The organism is Rothia sp. P7181 (genome assembly GCF_048513015.1).
Lineage (GTDB): Bacteria > Actinomycetota > Actinomycetes > Actinomycetales > Micrococcaceae > Rothia.
Window position 1 is genome coordinate 94,117 of record NZ_JBLXXZ010000002.1, and the last position, 21,519, is coordinate 115,635.

Annotated in this window: 23 protein-coding genes; all 23 read right to left on the reverse strand. The window is 48.4% G+C overall.

Annotated elements, in window-relative coordinates; translation table 11 throughout:
• Positions 1 to 87 precede the first annotated feature (87 nt).
• On the reverse strand, positions 88 to 492 hold the full coding sequence (rpsK, locus tag ACN08Z_RS01770) for a 30S ribosomal protein S11 (RefSeq protein ID WP_419100846.1): 405 nt from the start codon (positions 490 to 492) through the stop codon (positions 88 to 90).
• Positions 493 to 564: 72 nt separating this feature from the next.
• Positions 565 to 933, reverse strand: a complete 369-nt coding sequence (gene rpsM / locus ACN08Z_RS01775) for a 30S ribosomal protein S13 (protein ID WP_419100847.1) — start codon at positions 931 to 933, stop codon at positions 565 to 567.
• A 181-nt stretch (positions 934 to 1,114) separates the two neighbouring features.
• Entirely contained in the window at positions 1,115 to 1,228 is a 114-nt protein-coding gene (gene rpmJ, locus ACN08Z_RS01780) for a 50S ribosomal protein L36 (protein WP_419100848.1), read from the reverse strand.
• A 136-nt stretch (positions 1,229 to 1,364) separates the two neighbouring features.
• Positions 1,365 to 1,586 (reverse strand): translation initiation factor IF-1, encoded by a 222-nt coding sequence (gene infA / locus ACN08Z_RS01785; protein WP_419100849.1) that lies wholly within the window; start codon positions 1,584 to 1,586, stop codon positions 1,365 to 1,367.
• Between the two features lie 194 nt (positions 1,587 to 1,780).
• Positions 1,781 to 2,962 carry a 23S rRNA (adenine(2503)-C(2))-methyltransferase RlmN gene (gene rlmN / locus ACN08Z_RS01790; protein ID WP_419102918.1) on the reverse strand — a complete coding sequence of 394 codons (1,182 nt, stop codon included), beginning with the start codon at positions 2,960 to 2,962 and terminating at the stop codon, positions 1,781 to 1,783.
• A gap of 73 nt (positions 2,963 to 3,035) precedes the next feature.
• Complete coding sequence (gene map / locus ACN08Z_RS01795; RefSeq protein WP_419102919.1) at positions 3,036 to 3,869, reverse strand: type I methionyl aminopeptidase; 834 nt, start codon at positions 3,867 to 3,869, stop codon at positions 3,036 to 3,038.
• Positions 3,870 to 3,978: 109 nt separating this feature from the next.
• Positions 3,979 to 4,545 carry an adenylate kinase gene (locus ACN08Z_RS01800; protein WP_419102920.1) on the reverse strand — a complete coding sequence of 189 codons (567 nt, stop codon included), beginning with the start codon at positions 4,543 to 4,545 and terminating at the stop codon, positions 3,979 to 3,981.
• Positions 4,542 to 5,852: a preprotein translocase subunit SecY gene (gene secY / locus ACN08Z_RS01805; protein WP_419102921.1), complete on the reverse strand. Its 1,311-nt coding sequence runs from the start codon at positions 5,850 to 5,852 to the stop codon at positions 4,542 to 4,544. The genes ACN08Z_RS01800 and secY overlap by 4 nt, the downstream gene beginning before the upstream one ends.
• A 260-nt stretch (positions 5,853 to 6,112) precedes the next feature.
• The gene (rplO, locus tag ACN08Z_RS01810) at positions 6,113 to 6,562 is read right to left on the reverse strand and encodes a 50S ribosomal protein L15 (RefSeq protein ID WP_419100854.1); all 450 of its coding nucleotides are present in this window, start codon (positions 6,560 to 6,562) and stop codon (positions 6,113 to 6,115) included.
• Positions 6,563 to 6,564: 2 nt separating this feature from the next.
• Positions 6,565 to 6,774 carry a 50S ribosomal protein L30 gene (rpmD, locus tag ACN08Z_RS01815; protein ID WP_419100855.1) on the reverse strand — a complete coding sequence of 70 codons (210 nt, stop codon included), beginning with the start codon at positions 6,772 to 6,774 and terminating at the stop codon, positions 6,565 to 6,567.
• Positions 6,774 to 7,463: a 30S ribosomal protein S5 gene (rpsE, locus tag ACN08Z_RS01820; RefSeq protein ID WP_419102922.1), complete on the reverse strand. Its 690-nt coding sequence runs from the start codon at positions 7,461 to 7,463 to the stop codon at positions 6,774 to 6,776. The genes rpmD and rpsE overlap by 1 nt, the downstream gene beginning before the upstream one ends.
• Positions 7,463 to 7,822 carry a 50S ribosomal protein L18 gene (rplR, locus tag ACN08Z_RS01825; RefSeq protein ID WP_419100857.1) on the reverse strand — a complete coding sequence of 120 codons (360 nt, stop codon included), beginning with the start codon at positions 7,820 to 7,822 and terminating at the stop codon, positions 7,463 to 7,465. The genes rpsE and rplR overlap by 1 nt, the downstream gene beginning before the upstream one ends.
• A 2-nt stretch (positions 7,823 to 7,824) precedes the next feature.
• The gene (gene rplF / locus ACN08Z_RS01830; protein WP_419102923.1) at positions 7,825 to 8,361 is read right to left on the reverse strand and encodes a 50S ribosomal protein L6; all 537 of its coding nucleotides are present in this window, start codon (positions 8,359 to 8,361) and stop codon (positions 7,825 to 7,827) included.
• 25 nt (positions 8,362 to 8,386) lie between these two features.
• A complete protein-coding gene (gene rpsH / locus ACN08Z_RS01835; RefSeq protein ID WP_419102924.1) occupies positions 8,387 to 8,785 on the reverse strand; it encodes a 30S ribosomal protein S8 in 399 nt (132 codons plus the stop codon).
• A gap of 80 nt (positions 8,786 to 8,865) precedes the next feature.
• Positions 8,866 to 9,426 (reverse strand): 50S ribosomal protein L5, encoded by a 561-nt coding sequence (rplE, locus tag ACN08Z_RS01840; RefSeq protein WP_419102925.1) that lies wholly within the window; start codon positions 9,424 to 9,426, stop codon positions 8,866 to 8,868.
• Positions 9,426 to 9,761 (reverse strand): 50S ribosomal protein L24, encoded by a 336-nt coding sequence (gene rplX, locus ACN08Z_RS01845; RefSeq protein WP_419100861.1) that lies wholly within the window; start codon positions 9,759 to 9,761, stop codon positions 9,426 to 9,428. The genes rplE and rplX overlap by 1 nt, the downstream gene beginning before the upstream one ends.
• Positions 9,762 to 9,764: 3 nt before the next feature.
• Positions 9,765 to 10,136, reverse strand: coding sequence for a 50S ribosomal protein L14 (rplN, locus tag ACN08Z_RS01850; protein WP_419100862.1), 372 nt, complete (start codon positions 10,134 to 10,136; stop codon positions 9,765 to 9,767).
• Positions 10,137 to 10,575: 439 nt separating this feature from the next.
• Positions 10,576 to 12,903 carry an S-layer homology domain-containing protein gene (locus ACN08Z_RS01855; protein ID WP_419102926.1) on the reverse strand — a complete coding sequence of 776 codons (2,328 nt, stop codon included), beginning with the start codon at positions 12,901 to 12,903 and terminating at the stop codon, positions 10,576 to 10,578.
• 351 nt (positions 12,904 to 13,254) lie between these two features.
• Positions 13,255 to 17,349 carry an amino acid adenylation domain-containing protein gene (locus ACN08Z_RS01860; RefSeq protein ID WP_419102927.1) on the reverse strand — a complete coding sequence of 1,365 codons (4,095 nt, stop codon included), beginning with the start codon at positions 17,347 to 17,349 and terminating at the stop codon, positions 13,255 to 13,257.
• 84 nt (positions 17,350 to 17,433) lie between these two features.
• Positions 17,434 to 17,655 carry a phosphopantetheine-binding protein gene (locus ACN08Z_RS01865; RefSeq protein WP_419100865.1) on the reverse strand — a complete coding sequence of 74 codons (222 nt, stop codon included), beginning with the start codon at positions 17,653 to 17,655 and terminating at the stop codon, positions 17,434 to 17,436.
• 22 nt (positions 17,656 to 17,677) lie between these two features.
• Positions 17,678 to 19,378: a (2,3-dihydroxybenzoyl)adenylate synthase gene (locus tag ACN08Z_RS01870; protein ID WP_419102928.1), complete on the reverse strand. Its 1,701-nt coding sequence runs from the start codon at positions 19,376 to 19,378 to the stop codon at positions 17,678 to 17,680.
• The gene (locus ACN08Z_RS01875) at positions 19,368 to 20,696 is read right to left on the reverse strand and encodes an alpha/beta hydrolase-fold protein (protein WP_419102929.1); all 1,329 of its coding nucleotides are present in this window, start codon (positions 20,694 to 20,696) and stop codon (positions 19,368 to 19,370) included. Before ACN08Z_RS01875 ends, ACN08Z_RS01870 begins: the two co-directional genes overlap by 11 nt.
• Before the next feature lie 14 nt (positions 20,697 to 20,710).
• Positions 20,711 to 21,517: an ABC transporter ATP-binding protein gene (locus ACN08Z_RS01880; RefSeq protein WP_419102930.1), complete on the reverse strand. Its 807-nt coding sequence runs from the start codon at positions 21,515 to 21,517 to the stop codon at positions 20,711 to 20,713.
• Between the last annotated feature and the right edge of the window lie 2 nt (positions 21,518 to 21,519).

Sequence of the window (21,519 nt, forward strand, 5' to 3'; positions counted from 1 at the left end):
CCGGTGATCGGTTTATAGCTCCTTATAGAAGAGCTAAGAACCGACCGCCCGAGTCATAGGACTCGGGAGAACCGCATCTTCTAAAAATTAGACGCGACGACGCTTCGGCGGACGGCAGCCGTTGTGAGCAACAGGGGTAACGTCCTGAATCGAACCAACTTCGAGGCCAGTTGCCTGAAGTGAACGAATTGCAGTTTCGCGACCGGATCCTGGACCCTTAACGAAAACGTCTACCTTACGAACGCCATGCTCTTGAGCTCGCTTTGCAGCAGTCTCAGCAGCCATCTGAGCTGCGTATGGGGTGGACTTACGTGAGCCCTTGAATCCCATTTCACCAGCAGATGACCATGAAATGACTGCACCAGATGGATCAGTAATAGAAACAATGGTGTTGTTAAAAGTGGATTTGATATGTGCCTGACCGGCAACAATATTCTTGCTTACCTTGCGGCGGCTAGTTTTGCGTGCCGCTGCACGAGTCTTGGGAGGCATTTTTGATTCTCCTACAAAGGTTTGGTGAATACGTTGGTCCAACAAGAAGTGATGGACTGAAACAACGCGTTATTACTTCTTCTTACCAGCAACGGTACGCTTTGGACCCTTACGGGTACGAGCGTTAGTTTTGGTGCGCTGACCGTGTACGGGCAGACCGCGGCGGTGACGCAGACCCTGGTAGCTACCAATCTCAACCTTGCGGCGAATATCTGCAGCAACCTCACGGCGGAGGTCACCTTCAACCTTGTAGTTACCTTCGATGAAGTCACGAAGCGAAACGAGCTGAGCATCGCTCAGGTCCTTAACGCGCACGTCAGGGCTAATTCCAGTAGCCTCGAGTGTTTCGTGTGCACGGGTTTTACCCACGCCGTAGATGTATGTAAGAGCTACTTCCACGCGCTTTTCGCGGGGAAGATCGACTCCAGCGAGACGTGCCATATTGGCTGTTCTCCTTATTGATATCAGAGGTCTATGGCATCACTGCCTGGAGGTTATCTCCAGTCCCCGGCCTCTGTGTCCGGAGGTATTCTAAAATACCTATACGTAGTTTTTAGAAGCGGTGCCTATTTCATGAACCCGTTCTTGAAACGGATGAGCATTGTTCAGAACTATTAAGTTATTAGCCCTGACGCTGCTTGTGGCGCGGATTTTCGCAGATCACCATGACTTTGCCATTACGGCGAATCACTTTGCACTTATCGCAGATCGGCTTAACGCTCGGCTTGACCTTCATCGCATTCCTTTGCGTTGATTGCAATTATTTGCAGTTACAGTTGGGCGGGATAAGAGGTTTCCCTACATACGTAGAGAACGTTATCCCCTATTTAACGCACGTTAAACGCCGCGTTAAGCGACGTTTATTATGCTGTTTATTTATAGCGGTAGACAATACGACCGCGTGATAGGTCGTAAGGGGACAATTCCACAATAACTCGATCCTCAGGCAGGATTCGAATGTAGTGCTGACGCATCTTGCCTGAGATGTGAGCTAGTACTTTGTGTCCGTTGTCCAACTCAACACGAAACATCGCGTTGGGTAGAGCTTCGACCACAGAACCTTCAATCTCAATGACGCCGTCTTTCTTGGCCATATCCTCCGCTAACGTCGGTGCCTAATGAATCCACATCAGACATTGAACTTATCTTGTGAGCTATCCCTACACAGAACACGAGGAACGGTAGAGACAACCAACAATCTAGTGTACGGGATATCTGCTCAAAAGTTAACCCATTTGAGTAATCATCACGTGATATTGCACTCATTGAGCATGTTGCGTGGCACGAATTATTCCTGAGCAGCTAGCTGTCCACAGGCTCCGTCAATATCCGACCCACGAGTATCACGAATAGTGGTTGGAATACCATGAGCGCGTAAACGCTCCACAAAGTTCTGCTCCACACCTTTACGAGAAGCCGTCCACTTTGAACCGGGAGTCGGGTTTAACGGAATGGGATTCACATGAACCCATCCGCGTCCTCGCTGTGCCAACTTCTTCCCTAAAAGATCGGCACGCCATCCTTGATCATTAATATCTCGAATCAACGCATACTCAATGGAAATACGGCGCCCAGTAGTCCGATAATAGCTATACGCGGCGTCCAGCGCCTCATCAACTTTCCAATGAGTGTTAATAGGAATTAACTCATCGCGTAGTTCATCGTCAGGGGCGTGCAAAGATAGGGCAAGGGTAATCGGAAGTTTTTCCATCTCGAATTTACGCATACCTGGCACAAGCCCCACGGTAGACATCGTAATACCGCGAGCAGATATACCAAGGCCTTCCGGAGATGGGTCAATCAAACGGTGCACCGCACCCATCGTACGTTTATAGTTTGCAAGAGCTTCGCCCATACCCATAAACACGATATTCGACACTCGTAAGGGGCGAGTATCCTCAGCGCCATCGCCAGCTTGTTCAAGACCTTTCATCTCTTTGAGATAACGAGCTCCCGCAACAACCTGTTCAACAATTTCGGCAGTTGAAAGATTACGTGTTAGCCCCTGCTGCCCCGTAGCGCAAAACGGACAGTTCATACCGCAACCAGCTTGCGAAGAAATACACATCGTCACACGATTCTCATATCGCATGATGACGGATTCAACCATCGCGCCGTCGAAAAGACGGTGAACAACCTTCAACGTATTACCTTGATCTGCTTCAAGAGTACGTACCGGAGTCAGGAGTTGTGGCATAGCCTCGGATACCATTTTTTCGCGGTCAGCAGCAGGTAAATCCGTCATAAGGGCAGGATCGCTCACCAAACGTTCAAAATAATGTTTTGATAACTGTGCTGCACGGAATGGTTGATAACCAAGTTCCTCCAAAAAAGCACGGCGACCTTTCATATCAAAATCAGCAATATGACGAGGAGGCTGTTCACGACGTGGAGCACGTAGCGCAATAGTTCCAGGGGCAGGGCGGACATTAGAAATCTCCACCGAAGTTTTTGTGTGAGTTGTGCTCATAATATCTTTCTTCATGTCTCACCAAATGTGGGAGATGAGACTCAGTGTGTGCTGCGTTCTTCTTTCAACCAGACTAAGCAGGAATAGGTTTGACGGTAACACCAAGCTTAGAGAGTTCCTCCGCGCCGCCATCTTCTGCGGTCAATACCCAAATGCCCTCAGAGTGAAGAGCTACACTATGCTCCCATTGGCACGCGTCACCACCATCAGCAGTAACGATGGTCCATTCATCAGCAAGAGTTCGGGTATCAATGCCGCCGGTAACCAACATCGGTTCAATAGCCAAGGCCATCCCCTTCTTCAAACGAGGGCCTAGATCTCGTGCCGCATAGTTCAGTACCTCTGGAGCCATATGCATTTGCGTACCGATACCGTGACCTACAAAATCTTCGATAATTCCATATTTATCGCCAGTCTCGGAACGGACGAAGTTCTCAATCGCTAAACCAATTTCTCCAACTTTGCGTGCTGTCGCCATAGCAGCAATACCATGCCACATTGCAGCACGAGTTATTTCAGAAAGTTCTCGACGTTCTTGGCTCACCTCTCCGATGAGCTTAGTTCGTGCAGAATCGCCATTCCATTTTTTACCTTGCGGATCAACGACAATGGCTCCTCCATCAATAGAAATCATATCGCCAACGGCTAGGACTCTATCCCCGGGAATACCGTGAACGACCTCATCATTGACCGAAGTGCAAATAGTTGCAGGATAATCGTAATACCCCAAAAAGTTTGACGTAGCGTTATGTTCTTTCAGCACATTCCGGAAAACGACGTCGAGTTCGTTAGTGCTTATCCCAGCTTCTGCAGCGTGCACGGCAGCATCCAGCGCACGAGAAGTAATGACTCCTGCTTGAGCCATCCAACGTAATTGTTGATCTGTTTTATATTCGATGCGTCCCATCAGAACGTCCTTTCTCAGCACTATGTTGAAAACACAATGCAGGTGATTTTATTCTTTTAAGCTGTTGTGCCCCCGCAACTTGTCGGGGGCACAACAACCTATCAGAATATTATTTCTTCAAGGCCTCAAGGATACGAGTCGTTACATCGTCAATTTCTCCAAGACCATCTACTTCTTGAATCAAGGCACGTTCACGGTAGACAGAGAGCAAAGGTGCAGTCTGTTCTTCGTAGACCTTCAGACGGTGACGAATCACTTCTTCCGTATCGTCGGTGCGTCCTTGTTCAGCAGCGCGCCCAAGAAGACGTTCTACGAGTTCATCGTTATCAGCAATGAGCAAAAGTACCTGGTCAATTTCTTGCCCAAGTTCTTTGAGAATCTCATCAAGTTCAGCCACCTGAGCAGTATTGCGAGGGTATCCATCAAGAAGGAAACCATCTCGAGCATCTTCTTCAGCTAAACGAGCACGCACCATGTTGTTGGTGACCGAGTCTGGTACGAGGTTTCCAGCGTCGATATAGCTTTTTGCTTCTTTTCCAAGGGGAGTTTCTTCCTTAATATTTTTACGGAAGATGTCACCTGTTGAAATAGCAGGAATATTGAGCTTTTCTGCAATACGAGCAGCTTGGGTTCCTTTACCTGCACCGGGAGGTCCAATGATGAGCAAACGATTCATCGTAGCAATCCTTTGTAATTGTGTTGTTGTAGCTGAGCGTCAATCTGTTTCACAGTATCCAAACCAACGCCAATAACAATGAGCAATGAGGTACCGCCAAATGGGAAGTTCTGGTTTGCGTTAAACAGTACCAACGCAATAAGCGGAATCATCGCGATAATTGCCAAGTACAAGGAACCTGGCAAAGTAATACGGTTCAGAACATACGAGAGATATTCTTGGGTGTCTCGTCCTGCACGAACTCCGGGAATGAAGCCACCGTATTTCTTCATGTTTCCGGCAACCTCTTCGGTATTAAAGGTGATAGAAACATAGAAATATGCAAATCCTAGAATCATGAAGAAGTAAAGCAACATATACAGAGGGTGGTCTCCACGAACAAGATAGGTGTTAATCCAGTTGACCCATTCTGGAGGAGCAGTACCATCACGAGGAGTATTGAAGTTTGCAATCAAACCTGGAACAAGAAGCATGGATGAAGCGAAAATCAACGGAATAACACCGGCCATATTCACTTTCAAGGGGATATACGTTGAACGAGTCTGTACGGTACGACGCCCCACCATACGCTTTGCGTATTGAACAGGGATACGACGCTGTGATTGCTCAACGAAGACAACGGCGATAATGACGACAAATCCTATAGCACAGATGGCGGCAAAGACCCCCCACCCTTGAGATCTAGCGATACTACCCAAGGAAGTCGGAAATTGCGCTGCAATAGAGGTGAAAATCAGCAAGGACATGCCGTTACCGACGCCCTTTTCGGTGATTTGCTCACCCAACCACATGATGACGCCTGTTCCTGCAGTAAGAACAACAATAATCAGAAGGATATGGGCCAAGCTCTCATCGGGAATAATAGGAAGTGGGCACTCCCCTAGCAAAGTTCCGGTACGAGCTAGCGTAACAATTGTTGTTGCATTCAAGAGGGCAAGACCAATTGTCAGATAGCGGGTGTACTGCGTGAGTTTGGTTTGTCCCTGCGGGCCTTCTTGATGAAGCTGTTCAAAGCGTGGGATGACGACTCTCAACAACTGCACAATAATAGAAGCAGTAATATAAGGCATCACACCAAGAGCAAAAATTGACAGCTGTAGCAATGCGCCACCGCTAAAGAGGTTCACCACATCGTAGACGCCTCCGGTAGTGTTACCGAGCGCTAGACATTGCTGAACGTTGCCGTAAGAGATACCCGGTGCTGGAATAAAAACACCAAATCGGTACACTACGATAATGCCCAGGGTGAACAGCAGCTTACGCCGCAAATCGCGGGTTTTAAAAGCCCGACCGAACGCGCTAAGCACATGTCCTCCTGTAAATATAAGTTGGGTCAATGCATCGTCTTCAGATTGAGTTTTAACTCATCATGACACGATGCTGTACACAGTCTCATTTAGTCTAGCTTGTTTAGAGGGTGAACGACATAATCTCAAGACTTAACTTCCCCTAATATCAGCGAAAACAAGCGAAAATGTGGCAAAGAATAACTTTAGAGAGCGAAAGGCCTCGTATGGATAGCACAAGCTATACCATACGAGGCCTTCGCGTTTTGAGCTAAGCGATATTACTTAACGGTAACGGTGCCGCCAGCTGCTTCAATCTTTTCGATAGCAGACTTGGAAGCTTTATCAACGGTGATGTTGATTTTAACGTTAAGTTCGCCGTCGCCGAGAACCTTAACCAATTCGTTTTTACGAACTGCGCCCTTTGCTACGAGTGCGTCAACGGTAACGTCGCCGCCCTCAGGGAAGAGCTCCGCAAGGCGATCCAAGTTAACAACCTGGTATTCGGTGCGGAAAGGGTTCTTGAAGCCACGAAGCTTTGGAAGGCGCATATGCAATGGAAGCTGTCCACCTTCAAAGCCAGGACGAACCTGGTAACGTGCCTTGGTACCTTTGGTACCTCGACCTGCAGTTTTACCCTTTGAGCCTTCACCGCGACCTACGCGGGTTTTAGCTTTGTGGGCACCCGGTGCGGGGCGCAGATCGTGAATTTTGATAGCGTCTTGTGCCATCTTTACTTGACCTCCTGAACCTTCACCAAGTGAGCAACGGTGTTAACCATGCCGCAGGTGACGGGGTCTGCAGTGCGAACAACTTTGTTGCCTGGGCGCTTAAGACCTAGGGAACGAAGGGTGTCGCGCATGTTCTGCTTCTGTCCGACGTAAGACTTAATCTGAGTAATCTCAAGTTTAGCGTCGCTGGGCTGAATTCGCTTACCGGCCATTACGCACCTGCCTTATCAGACTTGGACTTGAGCAAGAAGTTAGGAATAACTTCATCCTGAGCAAGACCACGGCGTGCAGCAACAGCTACAGGCTCTTCAAGCTGCTTGAGCGCTGCAACAGTTGCGTGAACAATGTTGATCTGGTTTGAGGAGCCCAAGGACTTGGAAAGTACGTCGTGAACGCCAGCTGCTTCAAGAACGTGGCGTACAGGACCACCAGCGATAAGACCGGTACCTGCGGTTGCAGGGCGGAGCATAACAACGCCAGCTGCTGCCTCACCCTGAACGCGGTGAGGGATGGTGCGACCATCAACACGAGGAACGCGGAAGAAATTCTTCTTTGCTTCCTCAACTGCTTTAATAATCGCTGCAGGAACTTCTTTAGCCTTACCGTAGCCGATACCTACCATGCCGTTACCGTCACCGACGACCATCAAAGCGGTGAAGCTAAAGCGACGACCACCCTTGACGACCTTAGAAACACGGTTAAGGGTTACGAGGCGCTCGATGTATCTCTCGCGTTCCTCTTCACGACCACGGTTTCCGCGGCGCTCGCCACGGTTACCACGACGCTCGCCACGGTTTCCGCGGCGCTCTTCACGTGCAGAGGAGTTCTCGGTGGTTTCAACTGCTTCAGCGGTTGTTTCAGTCACCTGAGTTTCCTTTTCATTTACTGTCTGTTCGCTCATTAGAGTGCCAGACCTCCTTCGCGTGCGCCTTCAGCCACTGCTGCTACACGACCGTGGTATTTGTTACCACCGCGGTCGAAGACAACGGCTTCGATGCCAGCTGCTTTTGCACGTTCGGCAACGAGTTCACCGACGCGCTTAGCTTTTGCAGTTTTATCCATTTCAGCGTTACGCAATTCAGTTTCCATGGTGGAAGCTGATGCAAGAGTGTGACCCTTAACATCGTCAATGATCTGAACGAACATGTGACGGGTAGAACGGGTTACGCTCAGACGAGGACGTACAGCGGTGCCAGATACGTACTTGCGAACGCGTACGTGACGACGCTTGCGCGCAGCTGCCTTTGACTTGATAGCCATTATTACTTACCAGCCTTTCCGACCTTGCGGCGGATCTGCTCGCCTTCGTAGCGAACACCTTTGCCTTTGTAAGGATCAGGCTTACGGAGACCGCGGATGTTAGCGGCAACCTGACCAACCTGCTGCTTGTTAATACCAGAAACGGTCAGCTTGTTCGCGCCCTCAACGGTGAAAGTAATTCCTTCAGGAGCTTTCACAGAAATTGGGTGGGAGTATCCCAAAGCGAACTCTAAGTCGGAGCCCTTTGCCATTACGCGGTAACCGGTACCAACGATTTCGAGCTTCTTTGCATAGCCTTCAGTTACACCAATAATCATGTTGTTGATTAGGGTGCGGGAAAGACCATGGAGAGCGCGAGAAGTGCGCTCGTCATTCGGACGGGAAACAGTGATAACACCGTCTTCCAAAGCAACAGTGATAGGTGCAGAGATCTCGCGGGACAATTCGCCCTTAGAGCCCTTTACGGTAACCAAGTTGCCATCAATCTTTACCTCAACGCCGGCAGGAACCGAGATGGGGAGACGTCCAATACGTGACATTCTTCTTCCTTTCTCTTCTTACCGACTACCAGATGTAAGCGACGACTTCGCCGCCAACACCTTTCTTCGCTGCCTGCTTGTCAGTAAGCAGACCTGAAGAGGTGGACAGGATTGCGATACCGAGTCCACCGTGAACCTGAGGGAGGTTGGTGGATTTTGCGTATACACGCAAGCCCGGCTTGGAAATACGGCGAACGCCTACGATGGAACGTTCACGCGAGGGGCCGAATTTGAGGCTGAGTGTGAGGGTCTTACCGACCTTTGCGTCCTCTACCTGGAATTCAGCGATGTAGCCTTCAGCTTTAAGGATTTCCGCAATGCGGCCCTTGAGCTTGGAGTAAGGCATAGATACGGTGTCGTGGTATGCCGAGTTTGCGTTGCGCAAACGGGTCAGCATATCTGCGACAGGATCTGTCATAGTCATGGTGGGCTCTTGCCCTTCCTCGTTATGGTTTCCTCTCCCCTACATGTTTGTAGTTTTAGGAGGGACCTACAACGTAGTCGTTACTTGGTCTTAAAAGGGAAGCCAAGCGCTTTAAGCAATGCGCGGCCTTCGTCGTCAGTCTTTGCGGAGGTCACAATGGTGATATCCATACCGCGAACGCGATCGATGCTGTCCTGATCGATTTCGTGGAACATTGACTGTTCGGTCAAACCGAACGTGTAGTTACCGTTACCATCGAACTGCTGATCGGATAGACCGCGGAAGTCGCGGATACGAGGCAGTGCGAGGGTGATCAAACGATCGAGGAATTCCCACATGCGGTCGCCACGTAGAGTGACGTGAGCACCGATAGGCTGACCTTCACGCAGTTTGAACTGTGCGATGGACTTCTTCGCGCGGGTTACGAGAGGTTTCTGACCGGTAATTGCGGTGAGGTCGCGAATAGCGCCATCCATGAGTTTTGCGTCGCGAGCAGCTTCGCCAACACCCATGTTTACAACAACCTTAAGAACCTTGGGAGCCTGCATCACGTTGGAGTAGTTGAACTGCTCCTGCAAAGCTGGGGTAACCTCTTCGTTGAACTTAGTCTTGAAGCGAGGGGTAATCTTGGTTTCGGTCATTAGATGTCCTTACCTGAGCTCTTGGCGTAACGTACGCGAACGGTACGAGTTTTGCCATTACGCTCTTCAGTCTCGAGGCGGAAACCAACGCGAGTCGGCTTTTTGGTCTCGGGATCAACGATTGCTACGTTAGATACGTGAATCGGTGCCTCAACCTTTTCGATTCCACCGGCTGCACCGGTCATCGGGTTTGCCTTGTTGTGCTTGGTGACGATTTTTACGCCCTCAACGAGCACACGGTTGGTCTTCGGGAAGACGCGCAGAACTTTACCCTGCTTACCGCGATCTGCACCTGAGATGACCTGTACGAGGTCACCGGACTTGATCTTAGCCATGAGTTAGAGCACCTCCGGAGCAAGCGAGATAATTTTCATGAACTTCTTATCGCGCAACTCACGCCCAACTGGCCCGAAGATACGGGTACCGCGGGGGTCGCCATCAGTGTTTTTGATGATGACTGCGGAGTTCTCATCGAATTTAATGTAGGAGCCGTCTGGGCGACGGGTTTCCTTCTTGGTACGGACGACAACTGCTTTAACAACGTCGCCCTTCTTGACGGTACCGCCAGGAATTGCATCCTTGACGGTTGCGACGATGATGTCGCCAATGCCTGCGTAACGACGGGAAGAACCACCGAGAACACGGATGGTCAGGATTTCCTTCGCACCAGTGTTGTCAGCGACCTTCAGTCGTGACTCCTGCTGAATCATATTTCTCCTGTCGTCTCGCCGGTTCCAGCCGCACGGTATGTTGTGGACTAGCCTTGCGGAACATTTTTACGGGATGTTTGACGCACCGGTCCCTCATCATTTTGATGCGGGTTAGCGGATACGCCTGGGACTAATCCATGCCAGGAACATTTGGACCCGCTAGTAAAGCGGGCGAACCCCGCCAGTAGAGCGGCATTATGCTTTGGCACGAAAAAATCCGTGGTTAAACGTTTGGGCACAAAAACCCATACAAACGAATACTCTAGCATAGTTTTTCACTGCTAAGACAGCCCCCAACCAGAAGATATTCCTGTAATTAACGACACTTAGGATGAACGTTAAAAAGAAGTAGGGCACTCAAAATATTTTGAGTGCCCTACCCCTTCAGGATTAGAGTCTTAGCAACCGCCAGACTCCTCGTTTCTCAACGAAACACTATTTACTTCTTTGCGCTAGCTTCAAAAGTAACGTTCTGTGCAAAACGGTAAACGAATGCCGCCATAGCGTCACGCTTGTTGTTTTCATAAGGACGGTAAGTGTTATCTTCCCAGCCCTTGCTGATGCCGTTTTCCTTCATCCATGCGATTTCCTTGTGGAAGATGTCTGCGTTAGAAACATCTTTGAAGGAGTGAGCAGGCTCAGTGAACTCAGGAGAGCCAGCTGCACGGTAGAAGAAGGCCGCCATAGCGTCACGCTTGATAGGTTCAGATGGGCGGTAAGTGCCATCTGCCCAACCGGTAGTGATACCAGCCTGCTGCAACCATGCAATTTCCTTATAGAACACGTGATCGGTAGGAACGTCTTTGAAAGGAGATTCTTCAGGAGCGCGGTAGCGAGGTGAACCAGCTAGACGATACATGTACGCAGCCATTGCACCACGATCAATGTTTTCGAAAGGACGGTAAGTTCCGTCATCCCAGCCCTTAGCCACGCTATGTTCACCGAGCCACTGAATTTCATTGTGGAAGATAACGCTGTCATTGTTGTCCTTGAAGGAAACAACAGTGAAATCTTTATCGGTAGTCTTTGTGAGCTCAGGGTATCCCTGGAAATCGACCTTTGCAGGAGTAACAACCTTAACTTCGGGATCTGCAGCTACTGCAGGTGCGCCAACTTTGAAATCAAAAGTTACTGCACGGCCGTTATCATTCTGAGTCAGAGAACCACTCAAGAAGGTTACAGAGTGTTCAGTTCCAGCAGCCCAGTCCTCGGCAGTAGCAGTGGAGTTTTCGGGAGTGGGGAATGGCAAGGTTGCAGTCCAAGAACCATCAGCACCAGCCTGAACAACACCGTAGACGGTCTTATTTGGAATAGCTTTTCCGTTGACAGGGTTGGTTACGGGTTCAAGAACACTCACGCCGCCCATGTCAAACTTTGCAGCAAGCACAGAACCTTCACCATCTTTAGTGGTCCATCCGGTACCGCTGAAGACGAGATCTTTACCGTTCTCAGCAACCTTAACACCGGTAACGGTAGCACCGTCTGTATTAGTGACGGTGTCCTGTTCAGCTGAAGAATTATCAGCAGCCTGTGCAGGTGCTGTCTCTACGGCAAAGCGGATAAAGGAGTTAGCTTCAATGCTGGTTTCTTTACCCAAAATGTTGGTGCTAGTACCAGGTACGCGCTGACCGGTGACGTAGTCCAAGGCAAAGGGAACGTAAACGTCTTCTGCATAGGTTGCTTTATCGACAGCAAAGACAGAACCGTCGTTTGCCAACGCCAAGTCGTTAGCACCACGTTCACCAGTGTCTACGTCTGCAACTAGTTTGCCAGCAGCAGCGTCGATAACACCAACAGAACCGCTACCGAAGTCAGCTACGTAGACGAGGTCACGCTCTTCATCGTTGACGATAGAAAGTGAACGAGTACCGAATGGGATGCTCTTCTTATATGCATGAGTATCCAAGTCGTAAACGGTCACGCCAGAGTTAACACCCTCGGTACCCTGCGAAGAAATGTAGATTTCACGGAGGGAATGATCGATAGCTACCGCAGAAGGAAGAATGGGAGTACCTGCAGTATCTGCGTGTACAGGGAATTCCTTAGCAACAGTAAAGGTGTTCAAATCGATAATCTGAACAGTGTCGCTAGAACGTTCTGGTACATACAGTAGACCAGCGTTCTCATCAATAGTGGGGTTCATGGTAAGAACACGTGCATCGCTCTCAGGCTTGATAGCAAGGTTCTTAATCTCATGGCTGGTAAGATCTACCGACCAAACGTTGTAGCGTCCGGTGACGTAAGCCTTGTTATGGGTATTGTCGATGATGACAGAGCGAGGGTGCTCAATGACGGGGATGCTCTCCATAACATTGTAGTTTGTCCAGATGAGCTCCATCGTGTCTTGGTCAAAGACAGAAACAGCGTTGCTACGGGTATTGGTAACCCAGACGGTGTTGTTCACATCGTCAACAGCAATACCGTATGCGCCCATATAGGTGAGGCCAGCTTGAACACCAGTGCCGAAACGACCAACAGGTAGTTCAGCAGCTGCTTCAATCTTCATTGTCTCAGGATTAACGCGAGCAATGGTTGAAACAGTGTTTGCACGCAAGAATGCGCCAGCAACCCACATTTTGTTGTTGGTCTTGGAGTATGCGGTCTGGAACTGACCTGGCAGCCCCTGAGTCTGCTGTGCATCAACGCTGATGGAGCGTGCCGGCTCATCCGCCTGAGCTGGAACTACAAAAGAAGATCCGAGCAAAGAGAGCGCGCTCATGCCCACCAGGGCAGAAGTAGTGAAACGATTGCGCTTATTGAGAGTCATAATATTCCCATCGGAGGAACAGGTCTGAAATACAACCTGAAAGTGTATGTTTAGCATGTTCTTTCCCCATACAACTTCCCCTCGAGGAAGGTCAGAAAGAACCGTAATTAAGGATGTCCTATTTAACCGTTGAGTGCAAGCTAATTTAATAAATAGGTGATATTTTTTATTCCTAATTGACCATCACTTCAAAAGTCCGTAAACTCAACAATCTTCATGGACTTCACCTCTCATTCTCAACACCACAACTGATAACTTTTCAAAAAAGCGCTCTCACTACATAATCTGAGAATATCCTCAATATTCAGCAATAAATACATGACGTTTTATGAACAAGAACCTATTAAATAGTTAAGAAACATCACTCTTGCATAATGTCAGAATCTCTTGAACCCGAGACGGCTGAACCAATGACGGATGAACACCCTTAATATGATGAACTCGCACATGAGGAGCCTGCTTCGCCCATGCAGAAGCATCCAAGAAAGGCTGATCATCATGAGCAACAGCAATCACAACGGTATCGCCGTTAAAAACACGTTGAGTAGAAGAACGCATCAACCGAGTGTGATACCCCATCGTACGAATACACGTCTGAAGGTCTCGCTCCCCCAAATGCCCTAGTGCAGATCCTGAACCTTTTAAAAGCTCAACAGCCCGTCCCAAAGACAACGGAGACTCTTCCGTGTCAATACCTCCCATACGCAGTAACGCACGGTACGTGTCTTCTTCACTCGGCTCAGCTACAGAAGCCCACTGCTGAGCAGGATAACCATCAAGAATGACACACTGTTTAACCTTCATCCCGCGAGCGCTCGCCAAAGATGCCACATCAACAGAGACTGTTCCGCCAACAGACCAGCCCACCAGATAAAAGGTCGCTAGCTGCAAGCTCTCAAGCAACCCAACATAGTATAGGGCTAATTCTTCGATGCTCTGAGGTTCAGGATATTCGGGGTCCTCATAATGTGGAGTCTGCAAAAGAATAACTGAGGCGTCTTCTGGTAAATGCGCCATGTACGAAGAATAGCTCCACCCTAACCCGCCAGCAGGCGCTAAAAAGACCCACGGTATTTGCTCGCGAGAACCTTCCCTGAGTATCAACACGTGAGAGAATTCTCGACGTTCATCATGGCCCATAGCAGCTGAAAGCTCTCGTGGCGTAGGTGCAGCAAATATCGTTCCTAAGGTACAGCGAATACCTAGACGACGTTCTAATAAAGCAACTAGTTCTAAAGCCTTAAGAGAGTTTCCACCAGATAGAAGGAAGTTTTCTTGAGCACCATAATGTTCCACGCCAAGAACTTCTGCATATAAAGCGCAGAGTTGCTCTTCTTGAAGAGTCTCGGGAGTATCTACAGTTGTCTGAGATGCTCCGTAATCGATATTCGTCAAAGACTTTCGATCAATCTTTCCGCTTGTACCAACGGGTAGTTCAGGAAGTACCGCCCACAGGGTCGGGACCATGTAGGGGGCAAGATGTTCAGCACAATACTGACGTACCTGGGAGATAGAGTCCTCGACTAGGTGCTCAGAGTAGGGTTCTGCCATCTCGTAGATTGCAGCTAAAACGGGTTCAGAACCACGATATTCGATGCGAGCAATAGCAGAACGAATCAGAGGAGAAGCGTTTAATACGCTTTCTACTTCGCCTAGTTCAAGACGTTGCCCAGCAATTTTGACTTGAGCATCGTTACGTCCACGATAGGTGATGGTTCCGTCATCATTCCATTGGGCGATATCTCCCGTGCGGTAACAGCGTTCACCGGTAACTGCCATAGTAAAGAAGCTACGTTCGTTAGCGTCAGGGTTCCCACAATATCCTTGAGAAAGTTGAACGCCTGCAAGCACCAATTCTCCGGTCACACCAGCAGGTACCACAGCTCCGGTGGGGTCAACAATATAGCAGTGAGTGTTCCATACAGGTTTGCCAATAGGAATAGGGTGACGTTGAGGTTCTTCTGCCGTATCAAAATAGGTCACGTCAACAGCAGCTTCAGTTGGACCATAAAGGTTAAGCGGATAAACCCCTAATAATTGGTGGGTTCTTGTCACGTGTTCTGTTAATAAGGCTTCACCGCTGCATACAACATACCGTAAGTTTTTGGGAGGACGCTCTTGAAGAATACGCGAAGCGGTAGGTGAGCTGAGGAAAAGAGTCAGCATTGCTGGCACAAAATGCACACAGGTTACGTTCTGTTCACAGATAACTCGTGCAAGGTATGCGGGATCTTTATGCCCTTCTGGTGCAGCAATTAGCACTGTTGCGCCTTCTTGTAACGGCCAGTATAGCTCCCACACATGAACGTCAAAAGAAATAGGGGTCTTATGTAAAACGACATCGCCGTCTGATATCGGAATCTGATGTTGTTGCCAACGAAGTCGATTATCAATAGCACGGTGGGAAATAGCAGCACCCTTAGGCCGTCCGGTAGACCCAGAGGTAAAGAGAATATAGGCGGCGTCATCTAAAGATATCTGTTCGTCTAGATACTTCTCTGATGCTATGTTGTGCTCTGATTTTAGCTCCAACTGGTCCCAATGAATTTCGGGGGTGGTCGGTGCAGAAGAACTATCTTGTGGAGGTGTTTCAGGACCATGAATAATGAGCCTGATATTAGCATCTTGCACCATAGAACTGACTCGTTCTGCAGGTAGCTCAGGTAGAAGAGGAACATATACGGCACCAGCATAGAGCAAACCATACACCGCAATATATTGTTCAATACCGCGATGGAAGCGAAGGCCCACCGCATCATGAGCTGATACTCCATGATGTTTGAGTGCACCAGCAAAAACTCGCGCTTGAGCATCTAATTCCGCGTAGGTGAATTCTCTATCGCATATCAAAGCATTTGGTGCATCACAATGTATTGCCGCGCTTGCTCTCACAGCAATAGCATCGGGGGTTTTCTTCACTTGATGTTGAAAACGCTCTAAAAGGCTGCGATAGATTACGGGATGAGCCGTACTATTAAACTTTTCTAGCTCCTGCAGCTCTTCTGAGGTGCAAATGCTCAGCGTTTCTGTACCATCTTCAGTAAGAAGATCCTGAGCCCAACCGTTAAGCCACGACACCAGACGGGTAAGATGTCGTTGTGTCTCATCAAAAGTATAAAGAGCTGAGTTTGCGTCAATTTCACAGCTGATACCTTGCCCCCGCCCAGGCATACCACGAAGACAGAACGTCATATCATCAACAGGACCAGCATTAAGGTTATGTACGATAACACGTCCTTCTGGAACCCGATAAGAAGAGTCAAAAGGAACAACATTAATCTGTGCACCAAAAAGGCGCCCCTGATGACGGTGAGCCAGACGCTCAAGCTCTTCTTGACGGACCAGCGCATATCGTTGATTACGCTGTTGTTGCTGATGGACCTGATGTATCTGTTCTTCCCCAGAGAGCCTAGCTGACACAAGTACCGGTAAGACGTTGACTGCAGTACAACCAATTTGTGCACAGGCAGTAGCAAAAGGTTGCTGTTGTGCAGGAAGCATCCGGTTCATTTGTGGGATGCCTACTGACACATGCTGGTTATAACTAGCCCGTGTCAAATACGCACCAATGCCAGCGATAACAACAGTTGGCCACGCAACTTTATATTTTTGGCTGAGCTCTAATAAAAGCTTTTCAGTGTTTTGGTCAAGCTCAGTACATGCCCTCCACGGGTACGATGAAGCCGGTTCACGGTAACCTGCAATCGTTGTGTCAGGCTGGCTAAGAACACCCAATAGCGGTTCGGCGCTGTCGACCTGCAACTCTTGGGAGTTCCACATCGGATTTGATTCCCAGAAATTTTGTTGCTCCTGCTCGATAGCATGAGACTGTGCGTCAGCCTCGAGGAGAGAACGCAATGAGCCTCGCTTCACCTCGGGTATCGGTTGCCCCTGTTTCAACGCCCGATAGATACTCAAGACACGACCTAAAGCATTAAAAACAGCAAAACCATCGGCAACGCTATGATGAAAAATATGTACTAGCCATAAACGTCCCTGCCATAGAATTCCTTGGCTACGAACCGTCTGCCCAGAGCCAAGGTCTAGGGGGCGACGCATCAGCTCAAGCGCCCACCGAGCAACAGGAGATGGTAAAGACGAATGTCCTTGAATATACTCTTCGCTGAGGTTTTGGTCGTGTTCTTGAGAAAGCTCAACGATGGGGAACAACGGGTTGATATCAACGAAGTCTTCAAGAGAGATTAAACGTTGTTGAGGTTTTCCGTCAAAGGCTCTTAACTGCACACGAAAACTTTCATTTTCTTGGTACACCTGTTGCAGTCCTTGACGTAGCAACTGTATATCCATCTCTTCTGGGCACTCCAAAACCTCGGCAGTGTTATAGCAGGGGTTTTCGGGATCTAATTCTTGGGCGAAGAAAATACCACGAGCAGAAGAAAGCAGAGGTAACCACTGTTCTTGTGGGGAGGAAGATACACAATCCATCGTTGAGGTGTCTTTTCTCTAAATCCTAATTTTTATGGTGAGCGTTCAGCTGACTGCTGAGAAAGCTATAGAAAAATATGGAAATTAACGGGAACTTAAAAAGGCTGTTGTGGGGTCTGCAACCAATTCGGTAAATTCCACATGAATACCAGCTTGAGCAAGGTCATCTAAGAGAGCAAAAGCACCCATCGAGTCCAACCCTAAAGTAAATAAATCTGTTTGGGGTTCATCAAAAGCACGTGCTAGAGAGTCAGCATCGTGAAGGTATTTCTGAAGAATAGAACGTAATGTGTTCTCAGAAGTCATGAGACATTCCTTTCAAAGTTTTTTATGAGTATGACAATGTTTCGAGTAGCTGAACTCGCACATCTTTTCGAGAAATTTTTCCAACTTTTGTTGTCGGTAAAGAGCGCATCACCTCTACACGTTCAGGAATCTTATATGAGGCAAGTCCCTGCTCTGTGAAAAAGTGTTGAAGCTCTTCACGTGCATTCGCCTCAAAATGTTCTCCGGGATAAGGAACAACTACCAAACAGACGCGTTCGCCAACAGTCTTATCCGGGATTCCTAACGCAATAGCGTCATAGATTTTAGGGTGAGATAACGCCAAATCTTCGATCTCATCAACCGCAATTTTTTCGCCATTACGGTTAATTTGATCTTTGGCACGTCCTGTCACTTCTAGGCTTCCATCGGGATGTAATTTCACAATATCCCCAGAACGGTAAAACCCATCTTCAGTGAAACTTTTCTCGTTAATGGCAGGCTCATCATAATAACCACGAATCGTATAAGGTCCTCGAGTCAGTAAATGCCCAGAGACCCCCACCGGAACAGGGTTGTCGTGGTCGTCCACGATTAGTATTTCATCAAAGGCGCTGATGGGCTTGCCCTGAGTGTTATATCGTAGTTCATCGCTATCCTCTGCACGTGTGTAGTTAACAAGGCCTTCCGCCATACCGAAAACTTGTTGTAAGGTTGCCCCCAGCACAGGTTTAATATTTTGAGCAACAGACCGTGATAGCTTGGCTCCACCCACTTGAAGAAGCTCTAAAGAACTCAAATCGGGGGTACGTCGTTGTGCAGAAGCAATCCACGCTTGCACTAGCGGAGGGACTAAAGCCGCAACTTTAACATTCTCTTGAGCAATAAGAGTAAACGCAGTCTGCGGGCTCGGATCTGCAGCAAAGACGATGGTTGCGCCAACATACATTGCCCCAAGGATTCCCGCAGAACTCATCGTAAAATTATGTGAAGCAGGAAGCACCACCAAAAAAGTACTATCACTTCGTAGCTGACAAATCTTTGCAGATTCTCGTACCGAATATAAATAATCAGCATGAGTGCGCGGAATCAGTTTAGAAACACCAGTAGTTCCTCCAGAAAGTTGTAAGAACGCTACTTGTTCGCTCTTCTTCTGCGCAGGAGTGTTCACCACAGTTGTTAACTCTTGCAGATGTTCTTGCTCTTTAAGCTCCCACGGATGACAAACATCATATCCAAGTGGGGGAATTTTCCCCTCATCACGAAGCATCTGAGAGTAAGAAGAATAGACTGCTGATAGGTCCATTCCAGGTACACGAGAAGAAAAGATATGCGCTGCGGCATCAGTCTTACGAGCAAAATGAGATAGCTCTCGCTCCCGATGTGAAGGCATACAAAAGACAGGTAAAGCCCCCGCGTAAAAGATACCGAGCAACGCACTCATATACTCAGCGATATTCGGTAATTGCAAAAGCACCCTATCTCCGGGACGAACACCTCCAGCACGCAAACGAGAGGCAATATCCCACCCGTGCTGAGAAAGTTCGGCATACGTCCATCGAATAGTCGGAGGAGTTTTCTCTTCCCATAAAGTATGTGAGTGCCCAACGACAGCAAGAGATTCAGCATGACGTTGGCATTGCTCCACGAAAAATTCGGGGAGTGTCTGATCAATCCACAGGCCTTCTTCTCGATAACGCTGAGCGTACTGCTCTGGTATAGCTGGAGGAGGAATTAAAGCAGAACGAAAAATATTATGAGTCATGATGGTCTTTCCTTCGTGCCATATATTTTTGAGCTCGATTTATTGCCGGAATGAGGTCTCCACGCCAACACGCGTAGTCATGTCCACCATTGAAAACAGTGAAATTTACGGTGGCAGGAGTTTGCCGAAGTTGACGAACAAAAATTTGATGAGGAGGCTCTAACACCCATTCTTGAGCACCCACCTGAATATCAAAATATAGGTGAGATAGACGTTCCTGCTCATTCTCAGAGACAATACGTTGTAATGATTCAGCAACAACTGGTTGCCATAAAGAAGCAGACTGGGAAATCACAGCACCAACTTCTTGAGGATAATCTAGGGCAAGTAACAAGGAAGAAAGCCCTCCTAAAGACTGTCCCATCACCATCAAAGAACCACGAGATATGCCGATACCATATTGTTCTTCAAGCCACGGAATTAAAGACGATATTAGATACTGCCCCATAGGTGCTGTACCGTCTAGCTCAGCCCAACGTCGTTCTCTACCTCCCGAACGCACAAACACTACGTGCATAGGGTCTAATGCGCCTTCAGCAAAAGCACTTTCAAGCATCAGTTGAAGACCCATCGACAGCCATACCTCACCGTCAAAGACAAGAGCTATCGGTGAATCTTTTGTCGCGTGAGGTAAAGAGTGTACGAGTATTTGGCGGTCTTCGGGGGCCTGCACCCACTTGGGTTTATCTAAAGAACGAAGCTGTTCCATCTCCGGTAAATACCGTTGTTCGGGGGCTTCAGATAAAGATACGACGCTTAGTTCTTTACCTGCGCGGTTGAGACACCGGTGCTGATTGTATACATCAGCATAACCAGAGTCTAAGGCTGCGCGTAAACGAACCTGCTGGCCTTGTGTAACCCAAGCCGGAGTCTGACCTGCATAAGCGGGAATATAACAATAGGAAGCCCGCCAGTTGGTCTTCATCAAGAAGCTTTTACTAAACCAACCGGTCTTTCCAATAGGTTTCATTAAAGAATCGTCAATATTTTTTTCATCCGTTAGACGATTCACAAAAATCAGCACCTGTTCAGCTTGCCGATCATGGTAGAGGAAGGTCACGATACGCTCATCGTCAGACGAAGCTGATTCTATGAGAGGACTCCCCTGCTGAGCAATAGCTAAAAGTCTCTCTGCTGCTTCATCAGTTGTTATTTTTGCGTGGTGAAGATTCTTATGTATCGTATCGATAACAGCAGAAGAAACTTGCACTAGAGGTGTTGGGCGCGCAATTTTAGGGGGCGTTCGGCGAGCGCTTGCTAAGGCTTGCTCTGATGTATCTACAGCACTGTTTTGGGTAGTCTTCGAGATATTCTTCACGAGTATTTTTGCTTCTATACGTGGTCTTCTTGTTCTGCGGCAGGAACAACCATGGGTGTACCGGTGTAGGGGTCTTGCATAATCATGCAATCTAGGTCAAAGACTTTGCGGATGAGCTCTGAAGTAACAATCTTTTGTGGTTGCCCTTGAGCAATAATTGCTCCGTCTTTCATGAGCACAACATGCGTTGCATAGCGGAAGGCGAGGTTCAAATCATGGAGGACAACAGCGATAGTTCGTCCGCTCCGGTGCAGGCGTTGGGTAAGGTTAAGAACCTCGACTTGATGAGTAATATCTAAGTATGTGGTTGGTTCGTCGAGTAGGATGAGCGGTGTTTGCTGAGCTAAAGTCATCGCAATCCAGACGCGTTGTCGTTGTCCTCCTGAAAGTGCTTCGATAGGGCGATCAGCAAGTTCAAGAACATTTGCAGCTTTCATCGCATCAATGACGATTTGTTCGTCTTCTTCGCTCCATGAGCTGAGCAGACTCTGGTGGGGGTATCGTCCTCGAGAAACGACGTCAAAAACATTCACCCCAGAAGGTGCTTGAGGTGTTTGAGGAAGCATGGCAAGAATCTGTGCAATGTTCTTTGATTTCAGACCCGACATCTTTTGTCCGTCAAGATATACTTCACCTTTCTGGTGAGGAATAACCCGCGCAAGAGTTTTGAGGAGCGTGGACTTTCCACAGGCGTTAGGGCCAAGAATAACGGTAAGTTCACCTTCTAAAACCTTGAAGTCTACCCCCTCAATGACGCGATGTTCACCGTAACCGACGGATACATCATGGGCTTCAAGACGTGATGCTACGTGCTGTTCCATAG